The sequence below is a fragment of the Methylotenera mobilis 13 genome (genome assembly GCF_000384255.1).
Classification (GTDB): Bacteria; Pseudomonadota; Gammaproteobacteria; order Burkholderiales; family Methylophilaceae; genus Methylotenera; species Methylotenera mobilis_B.
Genome location: NZ_KB913035.1, coordinates 1,136,266 through 1,161,885 on the forward strand (window position 1 = coordinate 1,136,266; position 25,620 = coordinate 1,161,885).

Here is a 25,620-nt window from a genome sequence, read left to right on the forward strand (position 1 = left end):
ACTTCACACCAAGCCATTATTGATGCGTTTAATTGCGCTAAATTGAGTGTGAATTTTGTTTAACTGTGGCCAAACGATTTAGAACTTAGGAGAAAGTAATGAGCGCAATTGTAGATATTATCGCCCGCGAAATTTTAGACTCACGCGGTAACCCAACTGTTGAAGCAGATGTGCTACTTGAAAGTGGTGTTATCGGCCGTGCAGCAGTGCCTTCAGGAGCATCTACTGGTGCTAAAGAAGCGGTTGAGCTACGTGATGGCGATAAAAATCGTTATTTAGGTAAAGGTGTTTTGCAGGCTGTTGAAAATGTAAATACTGAAATTACAGAAGCGATTATCGGCTTAGATGCTGAAGAGCAAAGCTTTATTGATAAAACGCTGATTGAATTAGACGGCACTGAAAATAAAGACCGTTTAGGCGCAAATGCAATTTTGGCTGTATCAATGGCTTGTGCGCGTGCAGCTGCTGAAGAGTCAGGTCTGCCGCTTTATCGTTACTTGGGTGGTTCAGGCTCAATGCAATTGCCAACACCGATGATGAATATCATTAACGGTGGCGCTCACGCAGATAACAGTGTGGATATGCAGGAATTCATGATTATTCCAGCAGGTTTGCCATCATTCCGTGAAGCGATTCGCTGTGGTGCTGAAGTATTTCATGCATTGAAAAAGACGTTACATAAAAAAGGGCTTGCGACTACAGTGGGCGATGAAGGTGGCTTTGCACCTAATTTACCTTCTAATGAATCTGCGATTCAATATATCTTAGAAGCAATTTCAGATGCAGGCTACGAGCCAGGTCGTGATGTTTATCTAGGTTTAGATTGTGCAAGTACTGAGTTTTATAAAGATGGCCGTTACCACCTAGAGTCAGAAGGTTTGGCATTGACTTCGGGTCAATTTACTGACTACTTGGCAACGTGGTGTGATAAATACCCAATCATCAGTATTGAAGATGGTATGGCTGAGTTCGATTGGGATGGTTGGGACACATTGACTAAGCGTTTAGGTAAAACAACGCAGTTGGTGGGTGATGATTTATTTGTGACTAACACAAAGATCTTGCGTGAAGGCATTCAACGCGGTGTTGCAAACTCTGTGCTAATTAAGGTAAACCAAATCGGTACATTGACTGAAACATTCCAAACCATTGAAATGGCTAAACGCGCTGGTTACACTGCGGTTGTTTCACATCGATCAGGTGAAACAGAAGATAGTACGATTGCTGACATTGCTGTGGCAACTAATGCATTGCAAATCAAAACAGGTTCACTGTGCCGTTCAGAGCGTATTGCTAAGTACAATCAATTGTTACGTATTGAAGAAGAGTTGGGTGATGCAACTAGCTACGCGGGTAAGTCAGCTTTTTATCAATTATTTAAATAATTTTAATATGCATTCGAATCGATACCTGATTGCATTTAAGCGCTATGTTTATTACGTAGCGCTCACTTATGCGTCAGGTTTTTGTTCGATAGCCAGTCATTTGAGTTTGAATAATTAAAATTGAAAGCCCTCACGCTAATTTTTGTGATTCTGATTGCCTTGCTACAATATCCATTGTGGCTTGGCAAAGGTAGCTGGTTACGCGTGTGGGACTTAAATCGTCAAGTAGCACTACAGCAAGAGAAAAACACCACTTTAAAAGCACGTAATGACACGCTAGAGGCTGAAGTGCGAGATCTTAAGAGTGGGCAGGCCGCAATCGAAGAACGTGCGCGTAGTGAGCTTGGTATGATTAAACAAGATGAAGTGTTTTATCAAGTGATCGACCAACCGTTGCCTCAAGCACTGCCAGTTCCTACACCAACACCTCCGGCTGGACAGTCCACACCAATCACTCCGTAATCGTATTTATTCTAATTTTCTTAACGCCAAGCATTTCCATCAATGACAGATGGTGTCATTGATGATAGCTGTTTAGCTTATACTAAAGCGGATAGGGTAATGATTGAATAGATAGTGCATTCCCACCAACTGATAATTGATTACTATCAACATTTTCACATCTGATTTCAGCAAGTAAGTCGTAACCGCCGTTAGGGGATGCTGCGCTTCGTACTATCTTGCCTACAGCTTCATTAGCAGCATTTAAAACATTGTCACCAGGGGCGGGTTTTGTAGTGTGATCTAAATGTACTAAGTAGGTACGGCGTTTGATGCTACCTAAGTAATGCGTACGAGCGACAATTTCTTGGCCTGTGTAACAGCCCTTTTTAAAATTAATGCCGCCAATTAAATCCAGATTTAACATTTGTGGAACAAACTCTTCTTGTGTAGCAAGTACTACATCAGGAATACCTGCTTGTATCTCTAGCCACTCCCAATGTGCGGCATCAGCCACTGTGGCATGCGATGATAAAGCGCTCCAAATAGATTGTGCATGGTTGATGTCCGTGAATATTTCAAATCGTCCATGTTTGCTTGGTAGTTTAAGTAATGCGCCGTTTTCATGTGATACTAATTCGTAGTCATTTTGAGGCACTTTAGAAAATAAGGTGTTTAGTAGCTCGCTAGCTTTAGGGCCGCTCAGTCCTATTTTAATCATTGAATCGCTTACATCTTGTATCTCTACCTTACTGCGCATCACATACATTTTTAGCCGTTTGGCAACTGCTGCAACTAATTCTGCAGGCATTTGTAAATGAATGTGGTCATGATGCGAGAATGCTAAAAACAGCGCGAGCATACGACCTTTGGGAGTGCAGTAGCCAGTGTAATGCGCTGAGCTACCGCTTAATAGTTTGATGTCGTTAGTGACTTGACCTTGCAGAAAACTAAATGCATCAGCACCATCGATTTGTAATAGACCTAAATGCGAGAGGTCACACATAACGGTTTCATGATCTAATAATGGTGAAATCTCTCCCGTATTTTTTGGGGAAGCTGATGTTTGAATAAATTGCTGCCATTGTTGATTGCTCATGTTAACCTTTTGTATTATTACTTAGTATCAATAGACTATTTAAAACTTATTGCCGATTATAACGTGAAGCCTATCGACCTGAATTTCAAGCCCTCATTTATTTTATCTATCGCGATATTTCTGATGAGTGTCATGAGTAGCTGGATTGTTTATGTGGTTAATCTATCTTTATCTATACAGTGTTTTTCTCTATTGCTAATATGGATAGCGGCTATTTATGCCATTATTAAAGATGGATTACTTTTGTTTCCGTGGTCACTAGCAAAACTTCATGTTAACGCGAAGAACCAGTTGAATGTGATACGAAAAGATGGCCAAGTATTGAGTGATTTATCATTAAAAGATGAGAGCGTAGTCACGCCTTTGCTAACGATTGTTCATTTTCGACCTAAAAACACTACATGGGCTAAACGTTTATTTAATCAGCGTTTTTTAATTTTGGCTGATAGTGTTGATGCAGAAGCGTTTAGGCAGCTTAGAGTATGGTTGCTTTGGGGAGAAAATCGCAAGTAGTGTTCGATGGGTTTTGTCTAACGCTACTTGCGACTTGTTTTGACACTTTATTTGTTAGGTGATTTTCTAAGTAACTTCTAGGGTTACTGTTTAGATTAAGTGACTTACTTAGATGAATTTACGTTTCTTTTTTAATCGCTTGTCTGCGACTAATGAGATTGCGCCAGTGCATTTTTAACTCATTGATTGGATGTTTTGGCAAATAAGCGAATATAAACAATACGCCAGCCAATGCAGCCAACACCCAACGCAACTCAAAGCTAGCATTATCGCGGCGTGCAGGTTTTTGTTTCTTCATTGCATCAAGTATTGAAGATACACTGTCCGCGCGCACATACATACCATTAATTTCTTTGGCTAGATCTTGTAGGTACGTTTCATCTAGTTTAGATAAATAACGGTCACTTTCACCATTGGCAACGCTATCATTTCTTGAACCTATATTGGCTTCGGATATCTGTGCAATACCAGGCTGCATCGCAAAGCTTTCGTTGGCCCAGTAACCAATCAGTTGGTTGTGCTCATCAAATTTGGGGATAGGCGTGCCCTTGTCAGACCCTACACCAACTAGCAACCAGTCATCACCACCTTGAAAAGAGCTCAAGTCTTCTCGATTAAAAACATGTAACTTAGGCGCTTCTTCACCATCTGTGAAAAACACTACTTGTGCTGGTGCAGGAAAAGAGCGGATGGTTTTAGCCAATACTGGCATGCTTGCCCTGATTCTACTGTTACCTGACCAGCCTGTACGCCAGTCAAAGTGATCGATGGTGTCATTAATTGCGTCAAAGTTTTCGCATATTTCAATCGGTGTATAGAGTGCGGCAACGCTTACCCCTGCGAATAAACCAATACTGACGTTAGTGCCGCATGGCAATTCACTGACGAGTTTGTGTAATGTATCTTGTATGTACACTAAGCGTGAAACTGGTTTCCCGTTGAGTGTTTTATCTACTACATTCATGCTTTGTGAAATATCCACAGCAAATATGTAGCTGTAGATGTTGCGCTTCACTGGAATCGTCGGGTTAAATAATGCGATGACTAACAGTGTAAATGCGGCGAGCAACAGACTTACATCTTTGCGATGACGTAAATAATTATAAATTGGATGCATAATGAATCAATCAGTCTTAGTTTTTAGTTGGATTTCACTCTTTGATTTAAGGTAAGCCAACAGGGATGTTACCCATGATTAAGCCAGGTGAGTCACTGTCGCCAACACCAGGAGTTGGATTTTCTGGCAGCATTGTCAATAAACGATCTAAGTTATGACGCGCTCTCCAGTTACTACTATCTTGTCTTAATGAGAGTTGATAGGCTGTTTTAGCTTGCATCAGCAAATATTCAGCTTCATCGCGTACGGTCATGTTGGTACCTGCAATCGCAAGACCACGTCTAAAAAAGATATTGCCTAAGTTATATTGAATCGCCGCTTTTTGCTCAACCGTTGCACCATTGAGTGCTTTGTTGAATAACAGTGTTGCTTCTTTATAGCGTTCATTCTTAGCTAACCAATAAGCCGTTGAGAATTTAGCCTCAAAGCTTTGTAAATCAGTTTTAGGTTGTTTGCCTGTGCTAACGGCTGTATTAAATGCTTCAATCTGCTGAATACGATTAAAGTAGTAAATGCTAGCAACCGCTGCAAGCAGTGCTGTCATTATGAATAGCCATGACAAGACTTTCACATTAAAAAAGTGGGTTAATTTTTTTGCTGATAATAAATGCAGTGCTGTATTTTTGATGCTTAATGCCATGTTGTCACCTCAATTCTTTTAACGCCCAGTAGGAGTGCAATCATGATGGCTGCAATCATGAAGCATATGTTTGAATACTCTCGTCCCGGAATTTTTTCGAAATATTTAATGGGTTTCTTTTCACGATTATTAATATCGTTCATCGCAAGTTGAAGCGATTTCGGGTCTTCTGCCTCATAAGCTCTAAATGGCGTTTTGAATTTCTGAAAGAACTCATGAAGCTCAATTTGTGCTGGCAATGGCTGGTCTTCAACAGGCACATAGCTCGTATCAAAAATACTAAGTCCGCCAGGCTGACGTAACACAATCCAATATAAGCTGATATTTAAACGCTCAAACCAGTCTTTGATTTTTTGTTGTGTGTTGGCATCTACCCGGCCAGCACCATCGGAAAGTAAAATAACTGCACGTGAGCCAGAGTCTGGAATCTTGTCGAATAATCCAGCGCTGCTGGTTAATCCACTACCGATGTTTGTTTGAAACAGCGCGTTACCTGCTGTTGCTTGCACGGCCGCAATCACGGCTTTTTTGTTCTCGCTGAGCGGTAACACATACATGGCAGAGTTGCTAAATGTGATCATGCCAAACATGTCTTGCTGACGAGATTTTACAAAAGCAGTAATCAGCCTTGCTGCTGCCACTGATTTTGTTTCACCTACGGTTACATTGCCTGTGCTATCTGTAGAACCTGAGAACGGGTCGTCCATACTTGCGCTTCGATCTAGTACAAGCGCGATTTGTGCACCAATGCCAATACGTTCTACTTTTTGCTCAGTGGTATGCGGCGCTGCTAATCCTAATATGATAAAAATCAGGGTTAATACAGCCAATATTTTTAGAATGAGACTAATTAAATTAGATAATGGGTCGATAGGGAGCATGTCCACCCAAGAGTAGTGCTTGGCGTGAGCGCGTTGTAGTAGCAAGGGTAAAAATGCTAATGGTAGTAGCCATAATACCCATGGGTGAGAAAAAACCATGGTCTAGACTCCAGCCTTGATGGTTGTTGGAATTAATCCACGTTCGCAATCGCGGCATTGTTTTGTGAACTGCAATAGCCATTGTGATGGATTATTACCTACGCTATGTTGGGCATTAGGCTCAAAGTAAACTTGACGTGATAGCCCGAAAAATTGGGATATCTCAGATTTTAGATGTGAGAAGTTAGGATTGTTCTGAATAAACTCGTCTAAATTGTCATTAAAAACACTCATCTTTGCCGTTTGGTTAAACGATAGATGTACTGCAGAAATTGCCTGTTTAAGACCAGTTTCATTATTTGGTAGTTTCTTAATCGTGCGATAAGCTTTTGCAAAGCTTCCACCCATGCGCGGTAGCCATGCATGCTTTCCAAATATGTAGAGCAATCCGAGTAAACTTACTGCAAGTGCGCTAATCGCCACTTTGAGCCATTTTCTCTCCTGATCATCTTTGATTAACAAAGGTTCAAGAAACTGGCTCATATTGTTTTCTACTTTAACTTGCCCAAAAATTGAGAGTGGCGAGACTGCAATATCTAAACTAGGGATGCGGTATTTGACTAATTGCTTTTTGTTTTTTGTATTAATTAAATTTAAATACTCAGGACCTAACGCAACATTTTTTGCGACAACACTATTAGTGAATACCTGATAAGCAAGTTTAATTTGATGCGTTGTATAGTCTTTGTGCTCAACTTTACTGTGCTCGATATTTTTTAACTCAATACCAATCACTTTGCCTCTGTAGCGCTTCTCGTAGCCGACAATTGGTAAAGAAGTTTCAATCAGTTTGTATGGGGCTTTAATTGTTAACGTGACCTCCCTTTCAATCACGTCACCAACGGTATAGCCGACACGTTTGTAAGGATCTATGGTGTTAATGCTGACAACACCTTCATCAACGTCTGGAAGGGTTTGACTATCAATCGCCAGCGCCTGCATTGAGCTAACGCTCAGAATGGCTGTAAGTAGTAGGACTCTAAAGTATTTTGTCATGATTAGTTTTTAATTGGTTTAGGCAGCTACAAATTGGTGAAAGTATTCAGTTAGTGAGTCAGCATCAAACTCACCTTCTACATAAAATGGTGGCATATCAAAGCGCATAAATAGCTCATAAATTTGATTGCGCCTATCTTCAAACGACTGCACGATCTTTTCACGTAATTCTTTTCGTAAAAATAAAGTACGTTTTTCTCCAGTTTCCGCATCATCTACATTGACTAAACCAAACTCTGGCAAGTTTTTGTATTCAGCGGAATCCCATAATACAATTGGCACGATATGGTGGCGTAACAGGTTGGACAATGCCTCTTCCAGTAAGGTGTTAGGCATGTGAAAGTCTGAAATTAAGAACACTAAAGAACGTTCACGCGGTAAAAAACGATAAACTTCAGTAATGCCATTGCAATTGACTTGTGCTGGATGGAAGTCTTTTAGTGACTCAGCCATCGAAATTGCGTGATGAGATTTGAACGAGGTTGTACTGATCCAGTCCTCACGTACTTTTTCATCGAAACCGATAAAGCCAAACGGGTCATGATGCTCGCTTGCTGATTGTGCAATTGATTCTGATATTTCAGCAGCTAATTTAATTTTTCTTTTTTTAGCGCCAAAGTTCATGCTGCCTGATAGGTCACAGATGACATAAACAGGGGTGGCACTCTTTTGGTTAAATAATCGCACATATACTTGCTCAAGTGGATCACGTATGGTTTGACGTATATCGATACGGCGTGGATCTGGGTAAGAAAGCAACGAGGTGTGTCCACGAAACTCCATGCCCATACCACGCTGCGTACTTGCATGCCTCCCTGGATGGCGTCCGCGTGATCTCCAGCTAACGTGGTAGTCAAAAGATTTAATATTTTCAATCATAAAAATCCAACATAAAAATCCAATGGATGGATAACTTTCAACATCAATTTTCTATTGATTTGATGGTTCAGTACCAAAAATCCAGCAGGCATTTAGTAACGGCACTACTACCTGGTAGATTGCGACTTAACTTCTTAATCACATCTTAAATTTCATACTTAAAATCTAATATCTAGAATTTAAGGTGCAGAAACTGCATTGACAATACCTGATAACATTTCACGTGCAATTTCAGTACGACGCATTTCATACACTGGGCTAAACACCAAACGATGGGCAATCGTTGAGTGAAATACCGCATGAATATCGTCAGGTAGCACTGCATTGCGATTGTTTAACCAAGCATTAACACGTGCTGCACGCAACATCATGCTCATGCCACGAGGGCTGGCACCTGAAAGCACAAGACGGTTCATGTCAACACCAGATACTTTTACACCATAATCAAGTGGTGTTTTAGTTGCTTTCCACAAGTTAAGTGCATATTTTTTAAGTGTATCGCTGGCTTCAATGCTACTTTGAATCACGCTCGAAAACGCGTTAAGTTCGTCAAACTGCAGCACATCCGGTTTAACTGTATCAACTAGCGCATCTACGTTATGGAATTTAGTGTCAAACACTAATGCTTCCATGATTGCATCATCATTTGGTACCACAATTGGAATTTCCATCATAAAGCGGTCACGTGCCGCGGATGGAATTTCAAAAGTTTCTTCTTTTTCAACTTGATTACGGTCAGCAAAAACAATCATGTGTGGGAAGTAGTGCTCTGTATTAAACGCTGACAAGCTACGCTCAGCCATGACGCGGAGTAATAATGAATGCACCTGTGGACGAGCGCGGTTGATCTCGTTGAAGAAGAACACAGATAAATTTTCACCAGACATTAGCAGTGGGCCTGGGCTGACATGAGGTTTGCCGTCTTCACCAAGATAGGTGTGGTAAACCAAATCATTAGGCATTAAATCAATGGTGCCTTCGATGCGTTGGTAGCCACCACCGATGCCGCGTGTAAAGGCGCGTAATAGTGTGGTTTTTCCTACCCCTACATCACCTTCAAGCAATACGTGGCCACGCGCAAAAATTGAAGTGGTAATCAGTCTAATTGGCGTTTGTTGGCCAACCACAACTTTATTGACTTCAGACTCTAAGGTAAGCGCATGATTGCGCCAATCAGCTAGTTGAACATCACTCATCGAGAATTCCTGTATTTTTTTGAAATGGTTGTAATAGAACTTAAATACATAGTAAACGTTTTTATTGAAGGGGTAAACAGATCTGTATACCCCTTTGCTAAATATATCCTAAATATTGAATTAAATCGCTAAAAAATGAATAAAAATATTAATAAAAGATGAATATCGCTTTCGTAAAAATGGTTTTCCAGCGAAAATAGCGAAAGTTAAATCAAGTGGTTTGATTAATCATCGCTTGATTGGGTTCAAATAGACGTTAAAAACTTATTTACAAAGTCAAAATTATGCAAAGACAAAATAGTTTCACAAAAGAAGAATTACTCAAATGTGGTCGTGGTGAAATGTTTGGTGAGGGTAATGCACAGTTGCCTTTACCGCCAATGTTGATGTTTGATCGTATTGTTTCAATTACTGAAGAAGGTGGTAAATACGGCAATGGCCAAATCATTGCAGAATTGGATATCACCCCTGATTTATGGTTCTTTGAATGTCACTTTACAGGTGACCCTGTCATGCCAGGTTGTCTAGGTTTGGACGCGATGTGGCAGTTAGTTGGCTTTTATTTAGGTTGGATGGGTGGTCCAGGGCGTGGCCGTGCATTAGGGGCAGGGGAAGTGAAATTTACAGGCCAAGTGTTACCAACTGCTAAAAAAGCAACCTACACCATTGACTTGAAACGCGTGATTATGCGTAAGCTAGTCATGGGGATTGCAGATGCAACTATGCAAATCGATGGCCGTGAGATTTATGCAGCAACAGATTTACGTGTAGGTTTATTTACACGCACGGATAATTTTTAGTTTTTAGATCATTTGTAGTTTTTAAGTAGAATAAAAAAGTTTTTAAGGAGCACGAAATGCGTCGTGTCGTTATTACGGGGTTTGGAATTGTTTCCAGCTTAGGCAACAATAAAGCAGAGGTGTTGGCGAGCTTAAAGTCTGGACAGTCAGGGATTACTTATCAACCAGAGTATGCTGCCATGGGCTTGCGCTCACACGTGGCTGGATCTATCAAGAATCTCAAAGTTGAAGAGCTAATAGATCGAAAATTGATGCGTTTTATGGCCAAAGGCCATGCTTATGCATGGCTTGCTATGCAAGAAGCAATTGCAGATTCAAAGTTACCTGAAGAAATGGTGTCTAATGTTCGTACCGGTTTAATCGTTGGTGCAGGTGGCGCATCACATGAAAGCATCTTAGAGGGTGTTGATACGCTACGTGAAAAAGGTGTGCGCCGCGTAGGCCCGTATATGGTGACAAAAGCGATGGCGAGCGGAGTATCTGCATGTCTTGCTACCGGTGCAAAAATCAAAGGCATTAATTATGGGATTAGCTCAGCCTGTTCCACCAGTGCGCATTGTATCGGTGCAGGCGTAGAACAAATTCAATTGGGTAAGCAAGATATTATTTTTGCAGGTGGCGCAGAAGAAGAGCACTGGACATTGTCGTTTATGTTTGATGCCATGGGTGCATTAAGTAGCAAATATAATGACACACCTGATAAAGCATCACGCACTTATGATGCTGACCGTGATGGTTTTGTGATTTCTGGTGGCGGCGGTATTGTCGTGCTAGAAGATTATGAACATGCCAAGGCACGTGGCGCAAAAATCTATGCAGAAGTCGTAGGCTATGGCGCTACCTCTGATGGTTATGACATGGTTGCACCAAGTGGAGAGGGCGCTATTCGCTGTATGCGCTTAGCCCTAGAAGGCGTAGATGCAAAAATTGATTACATCAATACGCATGGTACAAGTACACCAGTGGGCGATGTGAAAGAGCTTGAGGCGATTCGTGAAGTGTTTGGTGAAAATGGCTTAAACCAAAATCCGGCTATTGCTTCCACTAAGTCTTTATCTGGTCACGCTTTAGGTGCAGCTGGTGTGAATGAAGCGATTTATACCTTACTGATGATGGAAAATAATTTTATTGCAGCCTCAGCCAATATCGAAACTTTAGACCCAGCAGCAGAGGGTTTGAATATCGTTAGAACTGCAATAGAAAACGTTAAAATTGAAACAGCATTATCCAATAGTTTTGGTTTTGGCGGCACCAATGCCACATTGTTGCTATCAACAAAAAATCTGTAAATAACTTTTGTAATTAACTTTGTAGTGATTACAGGTGCGGAAATATGAGTGTGAAAGCTAAATTCTTAAGCCTCATATTTCCGACCTTCTTGATGATAGGTTGTGCGGGTTTTTCTGACCACACCGTCTATATCTCCGAGCAGCAAATTCAATCTAAGCTGAATGATAAGCTGGTGATTCCTTTATCTTTGCTCAAAGTATTCGATCTTAGCTTAAGTAATGCCAATGTTAAGTTCGACCATGCGACAGGTAGGATGCATACAAAATTTGATACGCAGTTAATGAATCAACTCACTGGCAAAAAGATGGCCGGCAAGTTGGCGGTGTCGGGCAACTTGCATTTAGATGCATCTACCAATTCTGTCATTTTGAACGATGCGGAAGTTGATGATTTTGTGATTGATGGTGTTGAGCCAAAGTATGCAGATGCAATGACCGGTATAGCTAAGATGCTTGGGAGTCAATTACTAAATGGTCTTAATCTTTATACGGTAAAAGCTGACTCACTTAAAGTTGGTAAAACTCAATATTATCCAAAGGAAATGAAAGTGACTGACCGTGGCTTGGTAGTGACATTAAGTCCATATCATTAGCGTTCATACATTGCTAACTTTCTGTCATCACTGTCATTAATGAGGCTCGAAAAATCTTATATACTTGATTTAACATTGAAATGTTTACTTGTGGTGAACAATTGGCTTCTTCATAAACGCTTTTAAGTATTTCTTACCAATCATCGTAGCAAGGTCTTCATTCATTTATTCCATTCAATATTATCCAATTACCCCATCACATCTTATGATGTTTATCAAGAATATAACGCCATGAAGTAGAAACTCAATAAGTGAGCTACATTCAGGGGATAATCATTTTCTAATTATTACGCTTATATGTGCGCTATCGCACAAATATACCTACTTGCAGTAACGTAAACTTTATTTGCATAAGATAAGTAAATTTTTGATTTGGATGAAGTGCTCCGCCTAATTGCGACATAATTAACATCGCTTGGTAGTGCCTGATGAAGCGCAATTAATTAGAGACATTTCATCACACGACAATCCCAGTAGTCTCATCAATATTTTTGATATTCAAAGCGTGATGAAGTTAATGCTCTCGAACTTTTCCGTATTTTATTGCTTAGTACTCTCTGAAAATTAAGCAATTCTTCAGCAATCACTCAAGTTGATGAATCCTCTTCACTCTTCAGTAAGTCTTTGAAAAAACAAATTAGGCTAAAATGAATCTTGCTGATTTTATAATTGATAACATGGAATCTATTCTTCAGGATTGGCAGGAGTATGCAAACTCTCTGCCACCCGGCAAGCGTATGAATAAAACTGAATTGCGGGATCATGCAAAAGTTATGTTGCAGTCGATTGTTAAGGACTTAATGGCGCCACAATCAGTCATACAAGAAGTCAATAAATCTAAAGGGCAGGTTGAATATCTTGGAAAATACTCCAAGGTGTTAGACGAAACAGCTGGTCAGCATGCAATTGGTCGGTTCGATTCGGGTTTTAGTATTCAAAACTTAGTCTCGGAATTTAGAGCGCTTAGAGCTAGTGTATTGAGGCTTTGGGAGAAAAGTCCACAAGATGCACAGTTGTCTGATCTTAATGAAATAAGTCGATTCAATGAAGCTATCGATCAAGCTCTGGCTGAGTCTGTAGATGTGTATGCTAACCAAAAAGAGCGGAATATAAGGTTGTTCGAGACCGTTTTGTTATCTTCACCAGATCACAACTATATACTTGATTTAGAAGGTAAGTTTTTATATGCCAATAAAGCACTGGCCGACCAATGTGGTAATGAAGCGCAACAGATGTTAGGCAAAAAAATCATTGAGTTTGGTTTGGTTGAAGTTGCAGAAATGGAGCAAGCTATTGATAAAGTTATTCAAGAGAAAGCTGCAGTTCGTGGAGAGGTTAGATATCGGTCACAAGTAGGAAAAACTAATTTTTATGAGTATATATTAACGCCAATACTTGATCCTGAAGGAAAGGTAGAGGCGATTGCTGGGACTGAGCGTGATGTCACAGAACGAAAGTCTTGGGAGGATGCTGTATGGCATCGGGCTAACTATGACCATCTAACTGAATTGCCCAATCGAAGTCTATTCCGGGATAGATTGGAACAACAAATCAAGAATGCTGAACGTACAGGTAAGCTAGTAGCACTGTTTTTTATCGATTTAGACAAGTTTAAAGAAGCGAATGATAGCCTTGGGCATGAGGCTGGAGATAACCTATTACAACAAGCAGCAACCCGAATAAGCTCATGCGTACGTCAAAATGATACCGTCGCAAGAATTGGAGGCGATGAATTTACAGTGATTTTGACCGAGTTTGATCAAATCTCGCATGTGAAAAGAATCGCTAATAAGATGATTAAAGAATTAGCTAAACCATTCCAAGTATATGGTAACAAAGTGAGTATATCGGGAAGTATTGGTATATCGCTCATTCCACAAGATGCAGTAAATTCCGAGGACTTAATCAGTAATGCAGATCAGGCTATGTATGCAGCAAAAAATGAAGGACGCAATCAATTTAGATTTTTCTCGTTAGTGGCGGAGAAAGAATGAAAGTTGGCCAATTGAGTGAGTAGCGACGCAAGCAATTGACTTAATTCCATATTAAGTTATTCAGTGCTGATATTTATTGCTATTCAAGTATCAATGCCGCAGCGACAACTCTGCCCTCGCTCATCAATATATTATAAGTACGGCAAGCTGCGGCTGTTGTCATACACTCAAGCGCAATAACGTTTTCAGTCAGTATTTGATAGTTTTTAGGGTGTAAAAACAAATGTGTTTTGCCCGTTCCTAGTAGCACTACTTCTGGCTTTAATTTAGATATTTCTTGAAAATGATCATTATTTAACGTGCTTACATTTTCTGCATTCCAATCAAGAGTGATACTCTCTGGCATGACAATTAAGTTTTGTGCATATCGCTGTTTATTGATCTCAATATAGCTTTCGCTATAGGCCGTGATTAAGTTGTTATTTTCAGCGGTAGTTAAATGTAGTTTCATTGTCTAATTTGCCTTTATTCTCTGAGGCTTAATTGAATCAAAGCCTCATTCTAATGTAAACTAATGCCTTTCACTAATAAGCTTTTTTTAAGCGCGAATTCACGCATTATGCAGCCTTTACATAAATCTAATAAACTTAACAATGTCTGTTACGACATTCGTGGCCCTGTGTTGCAGCGCGCACGCGAGATGGAAGAAGACGGCCATCACATCATCAAGCTTAATATTGGCAATCCTGCCTCATTCGGGTTTGAAGTGCCTGAAGAGATTCAACAGGATGTGATTCGTAATATGGCTAAAGCCGGTGGTTATACCGATAGTAAAGGTCTATTCGAGCCGCGTAAATCCATTATGCATTACACGCAAAGTAAACATATCAAAGGCGTGACCGTTGACGATATCTTTATTGGCAATGGCGTATCTGAGTTGATTGTGATGTCGATGCAAGGCTTATTGAATAATGGCGACCAAATATTGGTGCCAATGCCAGATTATCCTTTGTGGACCGCCGCGGTGACATTAGCAGGCGGTACTGCGCGCCACTATCTATGTGATGAAGAATCTGGCTGGATGCCAAATCTTAAAGATATTGAGTCAAAAATCACGGCCAATACGCGCGGCATTGTGGTGATTAATCCTAACAATCCTACTGGTGCGCTATACCCACGTGAGATTTTAGAGGGGATTGTAGAAATTGCACGCCATCATGGTTTAGTGATTTTTGCAGATGAAATTTACGATAAAGTTTTATACGATGGTAACGAGCATACGTCGATTGCATCACTTGCAGATGACGTTTTGTTTGTTACATTTAACGGCTTATCAAAAAACTATCGTACTTGTGGTTATCGCGCAGGTTGGATGATTCTAAGCGGTGAGAAGAAGCATGCAAAAGACTACATTGAAGGTCTAAATATGCTAGCCTCCATGCGTTTATGTGCCAATGTGCCAGGCCAGTTGGCCATTCAAACCGCTTTAGGCGGTTATCAGAGTATTGAAGATTTAGTCGCTCCAGAAGGTCGTTTGTGTAAACAGCGTGACATTGCCTATGAACTGCTTACTGCAATTCCAGGTGTGACCTGTACTAAACCGCAGGCTGCGATGTATCTGTTTCCGAAGTTAGATCCAAAAGTCTACCCAATTGAAGATGACCAAAAGTTCATCCTCGATTTGCTGTTGGAAGAGAAAGTATTACTAGTGCAAGGCACTGGGTTTAATTGGAAAACGCCAGATCATTTCCGTGTTGTGTTCTTACCAAATGTGGATGACCTAACTGAGGCGATTAAACGTATTGCTCGGTTCTTAGAGAATTATAGAAAAAAGCATGAATCAAAATTAGATGGAGCAAAAGCTTGAAACAGTTAAATGTTGGAATATTGGGCTTAGGCACAGTAGGCGGTGGTACCTATACAGTTTTAAAACGCAATGCGACTGAAATTACGCGTCGTACTGGTGTAGAAATTAATGTTGTACAAGTGGCAGATAGAAATTTAGCCCATGCAAAAGCTTTGGCTACTGACGCTGATGTCACGGATGATGCATTTGCAGTGGTAAACAACCCAGCGGTAGATGTGGTGGTAGAGTTGATTGGTGGTTACACATTAAGCCGTGAACTTGTGCTAAAAGCGATTGCTAATAAAAAACACGTGGTGACAGCCAATAAAGCACTGATTGCTTTGCACGGTAATGAAATTTTTGCAGCGGCAAAAGCAAATAATGTCATCGTGGCTTTTGAGGCTGCGGTTGCTGGGGGTATCCCGATTATTAAAGCGTTGCGTGAAGGTCTTGGCGCTAATCGTATTGAATGGGTGGCAGGTATTATCAATGGTACTACTAACTTTATTCTGACTGAAATGCGTGAAAAAGGTCTGAACTTTGCTGATGTGTTAGGCGAAGCACAGCGTTTAGGCTATGCAGAAGCTGACCCTACTTTTGACGTAGAAGGTATTGATGCCGCACATAAGTTGACGATTATGTCTGCGATCGCTTTTGGCATGCCAATGAAGTTTGAACAGGCTTATACCGAGGGTATTACCAAATTAGAACAGGTAGATATCAAATACGCTGAGGAATTAGGTTATCGTGTTAAGTTGCTTGGTATTACTAAGCGTACCGATCAAGGTGTTGAGTTGCGTGTACACCCAACGTTAATCCCAGAGAAACGTTTGGTGGCTAATGTTAATGGCGCGATGAACGCAGTAGTAGTGAAGGGTGATGCGGTTGGTCCAACACTTTACTACGGTGCTGGCGCTGGTGCAGAGCCTACGGCAAGCGCAGTCGTCGCTGACTTGATGGATGTTGCACGTTTGATCGATGCTACAAATGCACAACGTGTACCATATTTGGCTTTCCAGCCAGAGCAAGTGCAGGATTTAGCGATTTTACCAATCGACGATGTACAAAGTGCTTATTATTTACGTTTACGTGCCAGCGACAAGCCTGGCGTACTTGCTGATGTGACTAAAATTTTAGGTGATCGTAGTATTTCTATTGATGCAATGCTGCAAAAAGAGCCTGACGAAAACGAAACGGAAGCAGATATCGTGATATTGACGCATATTACTGTTGAGAAAAACATGAATGCAGCGATTGCCGCTATCGAAGCACTTGAAGCGATTACTGGTAAGGTAGTGCGTATTCGTATGGAAGAACTTGCAAAATAATGACTAAGCCGTGATTCCATCACAAGCTGAAATCACGGACGTATGAGAGATTAAATGAAATACATATCAACTCGTGGGCAATCGCCTGCATTAAGTTTTAGCCAAATTTTATTGGGTGGTTTAGCACCAGATGGCGGTTTATATCTGCCAGAGAGCTATCCACAATTCACTGATGCTGATTTATCCGCCATGCGGGGCATGTCATATGCGGACTTGGCGTTTGCAATTTTGTCGCGTTTTGTCGATGATATTCCTGCCTCTGATTTAAAAGCGATTATCGATAAAACTTACCGTGCTGACGTGTATGCTTTTACTCGTGCTGGTCAGGATGCTAAAGACATTACGCCAACTTTAAAGCTGGAAGAAAACCTATATTTGCTCAGTCTTTCTAATGGGCCTACTTTAGCGTTTAAAGACATGGCAATGCAGTTGTTAGGTAACCTGTTTGAGTATGTGCTCACTAAAGAAGGTAAGACCACCAATATTTTAGGTGCGACGTCTGGTGACACAGGTTCAGCAGCTGAATATGCGATGCGCGGTAAAAAAGGTATTCGTGTATTTATGTTATCCCCACATAAAAAAATGAGCCGCTTTCAAACGGCACAGATGTTCAGCTTGCAAGATGACAATATTTTCAATATTGCCGTAAATGGTGTGTTTGATGATTGCCAAGATATGGTGAAAGCCGTGTCTAATGATGCGGAATTTAAAGCACAGTATAAAATTGGTGCAGTAAATTCCATCAACTGGGGCCGTATCGTCGCACAGGTCGTTTACTACTTTAAAGGTTACTTTGCTGTTACGCAGAATAATAGCCAAAAGGTTAGCTTTTCTGTGCCATCAGGTAATTTTGGTAACGTATGTGCGGGTCATATTGCACGCATGATGGGCTTGCCAATTGATAAGCTCGTTGTTGCCACCAACGAGAATGATGTGCTCGATGAGTTCTTCAAAACAGGCGTTTATAGCCCACGCGGTTCTGCTAACACCTACCACACATCAAGCCCGTCAATGGATATCAGCAAAGCCTCTAATTTTGAGCGATTTGTGTTTGATTTGGTAGGCCGTGATAGTGATAAGACACGCGCGCTCTGGAGCAACGTGGATAGTGGAAACAGCTTTGATTTAAATGCAGATGGCTATTTTACAAAGATCGCTGATTATGGATTTGTGTCAGGTAGCAGCAACCATGCGCATCGTATGCAAACCATCCGTGAGACTAAAGCTAAATATGATGTGGTGATTGATACGCATACTGCAGACGGCCTTAAAGTTGCATTAGCCTATTTAAATCAAGAAACACCAATGGTGGTACTTGAAACTGCATTGCCAGCTAAATTTGAAGACTCTATTGTAGAGGCTTTAGGCCAAACACCAGAGCGTCCTTCTGCGCTTAACGGTATTGAGTCATTACCACAGAAGTTTACTGTGATGGATGCAAGGGCAGAAGACATCAAAGCCTTTATCGCTAAAAACACTTAATAAGCTGCCACGCTCAATATGTATGAGTGTACAGCTTATTAAATTAATAATGCTGGCAATCGCTATGCGGTTAAGGGCAATAAAAGTAATAGGTTTTTAATTGGGACAAACATGACGATAGCTTGGGTGGTAAGTTAAGAATGAAACAATACATCGACTTAGTGCAACACGTGCTTGAGCATGGTAATAAAAAAGAAGACCGTACTGGTACGGGCACCGTTTCAGTATTTGGTTACCAAATGCGATTTAATTTAGCAGATGGTTTTCCATTACTTACCACTAAAAAAGTACATCTAAAATCGATTATTCACGAGTTACTTTGGTTCTTGCAAGGCAGTACCAATATCGCATATTTAAAAGAAAACGGCGTACGCATCTGGGATGAGTGGGCCGATGAAAATGGTAACTTAGGGCCTGTGTATGGGTATCAATGGCGTAATTGGCCTAAGCCTGATGGCACGCACATTGATCAGATTACACAGGTAGTCAATGCGATTAAAAACAACCCAGACTCACGTCGCCTGATTGTTTCAGCGTGGAACGTTGCTGATGTTGATCAAATGAAACTACCGCCTTGTCATGCTTTTTTCCAGTTTTATGTGGCTCCAGCCTCTCCTGACGAGGCTGATCAAAGATCAAAACTATCATGCCAGTTGTATCAGCGCAGTGCTGACATCTTTCTTGGCGTACCTTTTAATATTGCCTCCTACGCATTGCTCACCATGATGGTGGCACAGGTGTGTGATCTTCAGTTGGGTGATTTTGTGCATACGCTTGGTGATGCGCACATTTACTCAAACCATATGAATCAACTCAACGAACAACTTCAGCGTGAACCACGTTCATTGCCAACGATGCGTATCAACCCAGAAGTGAAGGATATTTTCGGTTTTAAATTTGAAGACTTTACGTTAGAAAGTTATGACCCGCACCCAGCGATTAAAGGGCAGGTCGCTGTCTAATGACGCAGTTATCAATAATTGTTGCAGTTGCGCATGATGGCGTGATTGGTGTCAATAACACCTTACCTTGGCACCTGCCTGAAGATTTAAAGCGGTTTAGAGCTTTAACGATGGGGCATCATATCATTATGGGTCGCAAGACCTATGATTCGCTTGGCCGCCTGCTGCCTGGCCGTACTACGGTGATCGTGACACGTAACGAAAATTACAAAGTAGAAGGTGCGTTGGTTGCTCATTCATTAGAAGCAGCTATTGCCTTATGTGAGGACGACGAAGAGGTGTTCTTAATAGGCGGTGCCGAGTTGTATCAAGCCGGCCTTAAACTCGCACACAAACTATATATCACTGAAATTGAATTAGATGTAGCGGGAGATGCGTTTTTCCCCAAATTAGTCTCTACCGAATGGCAAGAAACTGAACGTGAAGCGCATACATCGGAAAAAGGCTTGAAATTCAGTTACGTTACTTACTTGCGAAAGTGACTTTCGCAAGTACAGCTAAGTATTTCTGTGTGATTGATGCATCAATCAATGTGCATCAGTAAGTAACATAGCCGAAAGTGACCGCTTAAATTTCGGCTATGTAATCATTAGCATTACTGTTCTACACAATCCACGTAGTAAATTGCTTTACCATCTTCCACTTGTTTTACTAGGCCATGTACATCAGTTTCAAAGCCAGGAAAGCGTTCGTTAAATTCACGTGCGAACTTGAGGTAGCTCACAATAATCTTATTGAACTGCTCACCCGGAATCAATAACGGAATGCCTGGTGGATAAGGCGTCAGCAACACTGCAGTAATGCGGCCTTCAAGCTCATCAATCGCCACACGGTCAATTTTACGGTGAGCCATTTTTGCGAAGGCATCAGTCGGCTTCATTGCAGGTACCATGTCTGACAAGTACATTTCAGTAGTAAGACGTGCTACATCGTTAGCTTTGTATACACCATGAATTTGTGCACATAGGTCGCGCAAGCCCATACGTTCATATCGCGGGTGTTTTTGAACAAATTCAGGTAATACTTTCCACAAAGGTTGGTTCTTGTCGTAATCGTCTTTAAACTGCTGTAGTGCCGCTACCATGGTGTTCCAGCGGCCTTTAGTAATGCCGATCGTGAACATGATAAAGAATGAATACAAACCTGTTTTTTCAACAATCACACCATGCTCAGCAAGGTATTTAGTAACGATGGCAGCTGGAATACCAAACTCATCAGAGAAATCACCGTGAATATCTAGGCCAGGGGTGATGATGGTAGCTTTGATCGGGTCTAGCATGTTGAAGCCTTCTGCTAGATTACCAAAACCATGCCAGCTTTCATTGGCTTTTAGCATCCATGCGTCACGCTCTTCGATCCCTTCTTCTGAAAGGTCGTTTGGCCCCCAGACCTTAAACCACCAGTCCGTACCCCATTCTTCATCTACTTTACGCATGGCACGACGGAAATCTAGGGCTTCCATGATAGATTCTTCGACCAATGCGGTACCGCCTGGTGCTTCCATCATCGCAGCTGCCACGTCAATACTCGCTACGATTGAGTATTGTGGGCTGGTAGAGGTGTGCATGAGGTATGCTTCGTTAAATACGTCACGATCTAGTTTGTTGTTTTCCGCATCTTGCACCAGAATCTGCGACGCTTGTGATAACCCTGCTAGCAGTTTATGGGTTGATTGCGTTGAAAATACCATAGACTCTTTACAGCGAGGGCGGTCAGCACCAATCGCATGGTAGTCGCCGTAGAAGTCATGGAACGTAGCGTGTGGTAGCCAAGCTTCATCAAAGTGCAGGGTGTCAATTTTTCCATCCAGCATTTCTTTAATTTCTTCTACGTTGTATAGCACACCGTCATAGGTTGATTGCGTGATGGTCAGCACACGCGGTTTCACCGTTTTGTCGGTTGCAAATGGGTTGCGATCAATTTTTTTCTGAATATTTTCCCAAGAAAACTCGCTTTTTGGAATTGGGCCGATAATGCCAAAATGGTTACGCGTAGGCATCAGGAACACTGGGATTGCACCAGTCATGATAATAGAGTGCAAGACTGATTTATGGCAGTTGCGATCTACCACCACCACGTCACCAGGCGCTACAGTTGAGTTCCACACCATTTTGTTAGATGTCGATGTGCCGTTAGTGACAAAGTATAAGTGGTCGCAATTGTAAATACGCGCTGCATTACGCTCAGAGGCCGCTACCGGACCAGTATGATCAAGTAGTTGACCAAGTTCATCTACGGCATTACACACGTCTGCACGCAGCATGTTCTCACCAAAGAACTGATGGAACATTTGTCCAACAGGCGATTTCAAAAATGCTACACCACCAGAGTGGCCTGGGCAGTGCCATGAGTAAGAGCCATCGGCCGCATAATGCGTGAGTGCTTTAAAGAATGGTGGTGGCAGGCTTTCTAAGTAGGCTTTTGCTTCACGAATAATTAAGCGAGCAACAAATTCTGGGGTATCTTCATTCATGTGAATGAAACCATGTAATTCGCGTAATACGTCGTTTGGGATGTGGCGTGAAGTGCGTGTTTCACCGTGTAAGAAAATTGGAATTTCTTCATTGCGGTGGCGTATTTCCGCGACAAACTTACGTAACTGCTCAATCGCCTCTGGCTTTTCCTCAATAAACTCTTCATCATCAATCGATAAGATGAATGCCGAAGCGCGACTTTGTTGCTGTGCAAATGAGGTCAGGTCGCCATAACTGGTAACGCCAAGCACTTCAGTACCTTCTTCTTCAATCGCTTTGGCAAGCACGCGAATGCCTAAGCCAGAGGAGTTCTCTGAGCGGAAGTCTTCATCGATGATAATGACAGGGAAACGAAATTTCATTCAAATGCCTTTAAATTTTATGGTGAGAGCGACTTTGCAAATTGCCTAGTCGCTTACTCTTAAATCTGTTTTTGTAATAACTAATACTCTTAGGATGATTGTTTCTTACTAGTTCTGTGAAGTCCTATCAACAAGCGTAAGAGCTAATACTAGATTTTTGGTAACGTCACGCCAACTTGACCTTGGTACTTGCCGCCACGATCTTTGTAACTGGTTTCACAAATATCGTCTTCGTCTGCTTCAAAGAACAACACTTGTGCACAACCTTCGTTTGCATAAATTTTAGCTGGTAATGGTGTCGTGTTGCTGAACTCTAGTGTGACATAGCCTTCCCATTCAGGTTCAAACGGCGTTACATTCACAATAATGCCGCAGCGAGCGTAAGTGGATTTGCCTAAGCAAACAGTGAGCACATTGCGCGGGATACGGAAGTACTCCACAGTACGAGCCAATGCAAATGAGTTTGGTGGAATAATGCAGTAGTCTGCGTTTACTTCAACAAATGAATTTGGATCGAAATTTTTTGGATCCACAATCGTGCTGTTGATATTAGTAAATAACTTAAATTCTTTTGAGCAGCGAATATCGTATCCATAGCTAGAAGTGCCATAAGACACCATGCGCTCGCCTGCCGCATTCATTTTGACTTGATTAGGCTCAAATGGCTCTATCATGCCGTGTTGTTCTGCCATGCGGCGAATCCATTTGTCTGATTTAATGCTCATAAGTATTTAAATTATAGAGGTTTAAAGTGAATCGAATTATAAGGCCTAATGGCTGATTATGATAAGTTTTTATAGTACTTAGACATAAAAAAACCTCACAGCGGATTACTAAGCTGTGAGGTCATTTTAGAGTGTTTACTACAAGCTAACTAGTTAGTGTTTATCGCCACCTAATTCAATACTGTAACGCCAGAATTGATCTTCAGATTCAAAAATGACGCTTGATTCTTGAGGGTCGCGGCTACCAGCTGGATATTGGTGTACAGGTGACTTATCTGACATCCAAGCTTTTACCACAGGGTCAACTAAACGCCATTGCGCTTCAACTTCACTGATGTGTAGGTAGAGTGAAGGGTCACCTTCCATCAAGTTAAGCATTAACGACTCATAAGAATCAATGGTTTCATCACCTTGTTGGCGTTGCGGGCCATCAATGCTGAGTGTACGCGTTGCGATATCTAAACCTGGAATCTTCGATTCGATTTCCATTTTGATGCATTCGCGTGGTTGAATATTAAGTGTTAACCAGTTTTGGTGCTGGCCTTCTACCAATTGCATCGGTGCTTTTTTGAAGCGGATTGAAATAGCAGTGTTGCCTTCGTGCATACGTTTTGCAGTGCGTACATAGAATGGCACGCCTTTCCAGCGTGGGTTATCAATGAATAATTTTAGCGCCGCATAAGTTTCGGTGACACTTTCTGTTACGCCGTCACGTGCTAATTCTTCCAAGTAGCCTGTTACGTTCTCACCATGACCGTCGCCAGCTTCTACGCGGCCTGCTTTATATTGTGCGCGGAAAGCGTGTTTGTTAAGGTCGTTCACAGGAATTGGACGAATTGACTCTAGTAGCTTGATTTTTTCAGCACGAATACTCTCAGGGCTTAGGTCTTGTGGTTTTTCCATTGCAACAAGAGCCAAAGTTTGTAGCAAGTGGCTTTGTACCATGTCACGTAGTGCGCCAGTTGCATCGTAGAATGTAGTGCGATCGCCAACCCCTAGTGTTTCGTTGTTGGTGATTTGTACGTGGTCGATGTGTTCGTTATTCCATAGAGGCTCAAACATTGCGTTAGCAAAGCGTGTCAGCATTACATTTTGCAATGCAGATTTACCTAAGTAATGGTCAATACGATAGATTTGACTCTCTTTTAGGTATTTAGTGAGCTCAGCTTGCAATGCTTGTGCACTTGGCAAGTCTGTACCAAACGGTTTCTCAATCAGCACACGGCGCCAGTAGTTACTTTCATCTACAAGGCCAACTTCTGCAAGCTGCGCAACAATCGGTGCAAAGTCAGTAGGGCGTACTGATAGGAAGTAAGCCAAGTTTTGTGGGAATACTGATTCATCAGACAGCTTTGCTTGAAGCTTTTTGAAAGCATCAGGGTCTGTAGGTGGGTTTGAATGGTAGTGGTTACGTGCGATAAAGCGTTCGAACACTTTTTGATCGTAACCGTTTTTGAATTTGGCATCTAACATTCCCTTAACATCGGCTTGCCATGCTTCGCGAGTTACTTCACCACGGCCAACTGAAAGAATCACCATGTGTTCAGGTAGGCGTCCAGCTGCATCTAGGCGAAACAAACCAGGCATTAGTTTGATGCGAGATAAGTTACCACTCGCGCCAAACAGCACCAAGGTACAAGGATCTATTTTTTTTGCCATTATTTCAAACTTTCTTAAATAGGTTTTTGTAAATACTGCGGCTATTTTACATTTGCTAGATTGATTCATAATTTCGCAACTTTATGAATCACTCAGGTTAAAATAGCGCCTTTAATGAATAAACGTAATTATACCGAAAAAGGCAGCACTGTTTTATGCAAACAACACAAACACTTGAAGTTAAATCACTCACTTTAGCTAACAATCAGCATACACGTTGGTATCGGTTTAATTCGCAAGATGAAATCAATCAAGCGACATTAAAGCGTATTCTTCAGGCAGCAGATGAGGCGATTGAAAAATACGGTAGTTTTTTAATTGTGCTTGCTGGAGGCAGTACGCCAAAAAGCGTTTATCAGCTGCTTGCTAAAGAAAACGCAGATTGGGCCAATTGGCATGTTTATCATAATGATGACCGTTGTTTGCCTGTCGATCATGTGGACCGTAATAGCAAAATGGCGCGTGATGCTTGGTTAAATCATGTGGCGATTCCACAAAATCAGATTCATGATATCCCAGCAGAATTAGGTAATATTGAAGGCGCGAAAGCTTATGCGCAAACCTTGGCTGGTGTGCGCACGTTTGATTTGGTGATTCTGGGTTTGGGTGAAGATGGTCACACCGCTAGTTTGTTCCCAAACCAAGCGGTTGATAATAGTGCTGATGCCGTGCCTGTATTTAACTCACCAAAACCACCTGCTGAGCGCGTGACCATTAGCCAAAACCGTCTTGATAATACAAATGGCGTGATTTTTCTGGTGACTGGTGCTGGTAAGCAAGACGCAGTGAATAACTGGTTGAATGGCGTTGCGATTCCGGCCACTTTGATTGCACCGGCTTGTGGTGTGGATGTATACAGTTTTGGTGTTGAGTTTTAATTCAAACTATCTAAACATACGCCTAAAATAATTGAAGCCTAA

The 25,620-nt window shown here is 41.6% G+C and carries 24 protein-coding genes; 13 read left to right on the forward strand and 11 right to left on the reverse strand.

The window, feature by feature from the left end; translation table 11 throughout:
• Positions 1–98: 98 nt before the first annotated feature.
• Positions 99–1,385 (forward strand): phosphopyruvate hydratase, encoded by a 1,287-nt coding sequence (gene eno, locus A391_RS0105480; protein ID WP_019897927.1) that lies wholly within the window; start codon positions 99–101, stop codon positions 1,383–1,385.
• A gap of 120 nt (positions 1,386–1,505) precedes the next feature.
• Positions 1,506–1,847 (forward strand): cell division protein FtsB, encoded by a 342-nt coding sequence (gene ftsB / locus A391_RS0105485; protein ID WP_019897928.1) that lies wholly within the window; start codon positions 1,506–1,508, stop codon positions 1,845–1,847.
• A gap of 82 nt (positions 1,848–1,929) precedes the next feature.
• On the opposite strand, the gene A391_RS0105490 is transcribed toward ftsB, so the two are convergent.
• Positions 1,930–2,925 (reverse strand): YgfZ/GcvT domain-containing protein, encoded by a 996-nt coding sequence (locus A391_RS0105490; RefSeq protein WP_019897929.1) that lies wholly within the window; start codon positions 2,923–2,925, stop codon positions 1,930–1,932.
• A gap of 132 nt (positions 2,926–3,057) precedes the next feature.
• Between A391_RS0105490 and A391_RS0105495 the strand changes: the two genes are divergently transcribed.
• Entirely contained in the window at positions 3,058–3,438 is a 381-nt protein-coding gene (locus A391_RS0105495; protein WP_157261325.1) for a protein YgfX, read from the forward strand.
• A gap of 118 nt (positions 3,439–3,556) precedes the next feature.
• On the opposite strand, the gene A391_RS0105500 is transcribed toward A391_RS0105495, so the two are convergent.
• The 6 genes from A391_RS0105500 to A391_RS0105525 all read right to left on the reverse strand — a co-directional run bounded on the left by A391_RS0105500 (position 3,557) and on the right by A391_RS0105525 (position 9,246).
• On the reverse strand, positions 3,557–4,555 hold the full coding sequence (locus A391_RS0105500; protein ID WP_019897933.1) for a VWA domain-containing protein: 999 nt from the start codon (positions 4,553–4,555) through the stop codon (positions 3,557–3,559).
• Positions 4,556–4,601: 46 nt separating this feature from the next.
• Positions 4,602–5,195 (reverse strand): hypothetical protein, encoded by a 594-nt coding sequence (locus A391_RS0105505; protein ID WP_019897934.1) that lies wholly within the window; start codon positions 5,193–5,195, stop codon positions 4,602–4,604.
• Entirely contained in the window at positions 5,186–6,175 is a 990-nt protein-coding gene (locus A391_RS0105510) for a vWA domain-containing protein (protein WP_019897935.1), read from the reverse strand. Before A391_RS0105510 ends, A391_RS0105505 begins: the two co-directional genes overlap by 10 nt.
• Positions 6,176–6,178: 3 nt before the next feature.
• Positions 6,179–7,171, reverse strand: coding sequence for a hypothetical protein (locus A391_RS0105515; protein ID WP_029144015.1), 993 nt, complete (start codon positions 7,169–7,171; stop codon positions 6,179–6,181).
• An 18-nt stretch (positions 7,172–7,189) separates the two neighbouring features.
• Positions 7,190–8,050 (reverse strand): DUF58 domain-containing protein, encoded by an 861-nt coding sequence (locus A391_RS0105520; protein ID WP_019897937.1) that lies wholly within the window; start codon positions 8,048–8,050, stop codon positions 7,190–7,192.
• A 179-nt stretch (positions 8,051–8,229) separates the two neighbouring features.
• Complete coding sequence (locus tag A391_RS0105525) at positions 8,230–9,246, reverse strand: AAA family ATPase (RefSeq protein WP_019897938.1); 1,017 nt, start codon at positions 9,244–9,246, stop codon at positions 8,230–8,232.
• Between the two features lie 284 nt (positions 9,247–9,530).
• Between A391_RS0105525 and fabA the strand changes: the two genes are divergently transcribed.
• From fabA to A391_RS0105545, 4 genes are all read left to right on the forward strand, one after another.
• Positions 9,531–10,046 carry a 3-hydroxyacyl-[acyl-carrier-protein] dehydratase FabA gene (gene fabA, locus A391_RS0105530; RefSeq protein WP_019897939.1) on the forward strand — a complete coding sequence of 172 codons (516 nt, stop codon included), beginning with the start codon at positions 9,531–9,533 and terminating at the stop codon, positions 10,044–10,046.
• Positions 10,047–10,102: 56 nt separating this feature from the next.
• Positions 10,103–11,335 (forward strand): beta-ketoacyl-ACP synthase I, encoded by a 1,233-nt coding sequence (gene fabB, locus A391_RS0105535; RefSeq protein ID WP_019897940.1) that lies wholly within the window; start codon positions 10,103–10,105, stop codon positions 11,333–11,335.
• 44 nt (positions 11,336–11,379) lie between these two features.
• Positions 11,380–11,928 (forward strand): DUF1439 domain-containing protein, encoded by a 549-nt coding sequence (locus tag A391_RS0105540; RefSeq protein WP_019897941.1) that lies wholly within the window; start codon positions 11,380–11,382, stop codon positions 11,926–11,928.
• Positions 11,929–12,605: 677 nt separating this feature from the next.
• Positions 12,606–13,922, forward strand: coding sequence for a diguanylate cyclase domain-containing protein (locus tag A391_RS0105545; protein WP_198291925.1), 1,317 nt, complete (start codon positions 12,606–12,608; stop codon positions 13,920–13,922).
• Positions 13,923–14,001: 79 nt separating this feature from the next.
• Here the strand turns inward: A391_RS0105545 and A391_RS0105550 are convergent, their stop codons facing one another.
• Positions 14,002–14,373, reverse strand: a complete 372-nt coding sequence (locus A391_RS0105550) for an Mth938-like domain-containing protein (protein WP_019897944.1) — start codon at positions 14,371–14,373, stop codon at positions 14,002–14,004.
• Positions 14,374–14,481: 108 nt separating this feature from the next.
• On the opposite strand from A391_RS0105550, the gene A391_RS0105555 reads away from it, so the two are divergent.
• The 5 genes from A391_RS0105555 to A391_RS0105575 all read left to right on the forward strand — a co-directional run bounded on the left by A391_RS0105555 (position 14,482) and on the right by A391_RS0105575 (position 19,962).
• Entirely contained in the window at positions 14,482–15,729 is a 1,248-nt protein-coding gene (locus A391_RS0105555) for a pyridoxal phosphate-dependent aminotransferase (protein ID WP_029144016.1), read from the forward strand.
• A complete protein-coding gene (locus A391_RS0105560; RefSeq protein ID WP_019897947.1) occupies positions 15,726–17,036 on the forward strand; it encodes a homoserine dehydrogenase in 1,311 nt (436 codons plus the stop codon). Before A391_RS0105555 ends, A391_RS0105560 begins: the two co-directional genes overlap by 4 nt.
• Positions 17,037–17,090: 54 nt before the next feature.
• A complete protein-coding gene (gene thrC / locus A391_RS0105565; RefSeq protein ID WP_019897949.1) occupies positions 17,091–18,518 on the forward strand; it encodes a threonine synthase in 1,428 nt (475 codons plus the stop codon).
• 140 nt (positions 18,519–18,658) lie between these two features.
• The gene (locus A391_RS0105570) at positions 18,659–19,480 is read left to right on the forward strand and encodes a thymidylate synthase (RefSeq protein WP_019897951.1); all 822 of its coding nucleotides are present in this window, start codon (positions 18,659–18,661) and stop codon (positions 19,478–19,480) included.
• On the forward strand, positions 19,480–19,962 hold the full coding sequence (locus A391_RS0105575) for a dihydrofolate reductase (RefSeq protein WP_019897953.1): 483 nt from the start codon (positions 19,480–19,482) through the stop codon (positions 19,960–19,962). Before A391_RS0105570 ends, A391_RS0105575 begins: the two co-directional genes overlap by 1 nt.
• A 113-nt stretch (positions 19,963–20,075) precedes the next feature.
• Here the strand turns inward: A391_RS0105575 and A391_RS0105580 are convergent, their stop codons facing one another.
• The 3 genes from A391_RS0105580 to zwf all read right to left on the reverse strand — a co-directional run bounded on the left by A391_RS0105580 (position 20,076) and on the right by zwf (position 24,700).
• Complete coding sequence (locus tag A391_RS0105580) at positions 20,076–22,316, reverse strand: arginine/lysine/ornithine decarboxylase (protein WP_019897955.1); 2,241 nt, start codon at positions 22,314–22,316, stop codon at positions 20,076–20,078.
• 149 nt (positions 22,317–22,465) lie between these two features.
• Positions 22,466–23,041: a dCTP deaminase gene (dcd, locus tag A391_RS0105585; protein ID WP_019897957.1), complete on the reverse strand. Its 576-nt coding sequence runs from the start codon at positions 23,039–23,041 to the stop codon at positions 22,466–22,468.
• 153 nt (positions 23,042–23,194) lie between these two features.
• The gene (gene zwf / locus A391_RS0105590; protein ID WP_019897959.1) at positions 23,195–24,700 is read right to left on the reverse strand and encodes a glucose-6-phosphate dehydrogenase; all 1,506 of its coding nucleotides are present in this window, start codon (positions 24,698–24,700) and stop codon (positions 23,195–23,197) included.
• A 155-nt stretch (positions 24,701–24,855) separates the two neighbouring features.
• Here zwf and pgl point away from each other — a divergent pair, with 155 nt between their 5' ends.
• Positions 24,856–25,578, forward strand: a complete 723-nt coding sequence (pgl, locus tag A391_RS0105595; RefSeq protein WP_019897961.1) for a 6-phosphogluconolactonase — start codon at positions 24,856–24,858, stop codon at positions 25,576–25,578.
• The last annotated feature ends 42 nt before the right edge of the window (positions 25,579–25,620 follow it).

Coding starts and splice junctions, on each gene's coding strand:
- eno (WP_019897927.1), top strand. CDS start 99: ATGAGCGCAATTGTAGATATTATCGCCCGCGAAATTTTAGACTCACGC.
- A391_RS0105490 (WP_019897929.1), bottom strand. CDS start 2,925: ATGAGCAATCAACAATGGCAGCAATTTATTCAAACATCAGCTTCCCCA.
- A391_RS0105495 (WP_157261325.1), top strand. CDS start 3,058: ATGAGTAGCTGGATTGTTTATGTGGTTAATCTATCTTTATCTATACAG.
- A391_RS0105500 (WP_019897933.1), bottom strand. CDS start 4,555: ATGCATCCAATTTATAATTATTTACGTCATCGCAAAGATGTAAGTCTG.
- A391_RS0105505 (WP_019897934.1), bottom strand. CDS start 5,195: ATGGCATTAAGCATCAAAAATACAGCACTGCATTTATTATCAGCAAAA.
- A391_RS0105510 (WP_019897935.1), bottom strand. CDS start 6,175: ATGGTTTTTTCTCACCCATGGGTATTATGGCTACTACCATTAGCATTT.
- A391_RS0105515 (WP_029144015.1), bottom strand. CDS start 7,171: ATGACAAAATACTTTAGAGTCCTACTACTTACAGCCATTCTGAGCGTT.
- A391_RS0105520 (WP_019897937.1), bottom strand. CDS start 8,050: ATGATTGAAAATATTAAATCTTTTGACTACCACGTTAGCTGGAGATCA.
- A391_RS0105525 (WP_019897938.1), bottom strand. CDS start 9,246: ATGAGTGATGTTCAACTAGCTGATTGGCGCAATCATGCGCTTACCTTA.
- fabA (WP_019897939.1), top strand. CDS start 9,531: ATGCAAAGACAAAATAGTTTCACAAAAGAAGAATTACTCAAATGTGGT.
- fabB (WP_019897940.1), top strand. CDS start 10,103: ATGCGTCGTGTCGTTATTACGGGGTTTGGAATTGTTTCCAGCTTAGGC.
- A391_RS0105540 (WP_019897941.1), top strand. CDS start 11,380: ATGAGTGTGAAAGCTAAATTCTTAAGCCTCATATTTCCGACCTTCTTG.
- A391_RS0105545 (WP_198291925.1), top strand. CDS start 12,606: ATGGAATCTATTCTTCAGGATTGGCAGGAGTATGCAAACTCTCTGCCA.
- A391_RS0105550 (WP_019897944.1), bottom strand. CDS start 14,373: ATGAAACTACATTTAACTACCGCTGAAAATAACAACTTAATCACGGCC.
- A391_RS0105555 (WP_029144016.1), top strand. CDS start 14,482: ATGCAGCCTTTACATAAATCTAATAAACTTAACAATGTCTGTTACGAC.
- thrC (WP_019897949.1), top strand. CDS start 17,091: ATGAAATACATATCAACTCGTGGGCAATCGCCTGCATTAAGTTTTAGC.
- A391_RS0105570 (WP_019897951.1), top strand. CDS start 18,659: ATGAAACAATACATCGACTTAGTGCAACACGTGCTTGAGCATGGTAAT.
- A391_RS0105575 (WP_019897953.1), top strand. CDS start 19,480: ATGACGCAGTTATCAATAATTGTTGCAGTTGCGCATGATGGCGTGATT.
- A391_RS0105580 (WP_019897955.1), bottom strand. CDS start 22,316: ATGAAATTTCGTTTCCCTGTCATTATCATCGATGAAGACTTCCGCTCA.
- dcd (WP_019897957.1), bottom strand. CDS start 23,041: ATGAGCATTAAATCAGACAAATGGATTCGCCGCATGGCAGAACAACAC.
- zwf (WP_019897959.1), bottom strand. CDS start 24,700: ATGGCAAAAAAAATAGATCCTTGTACCTTGGTGCTGTTTGGCGCGAGT.
- pgl (WP_019897961.1), top strand. CDS start 24,856: ATGCAAACAACACAAACACTTGAAGTTAAATCACTCACTTTAGCTAAC.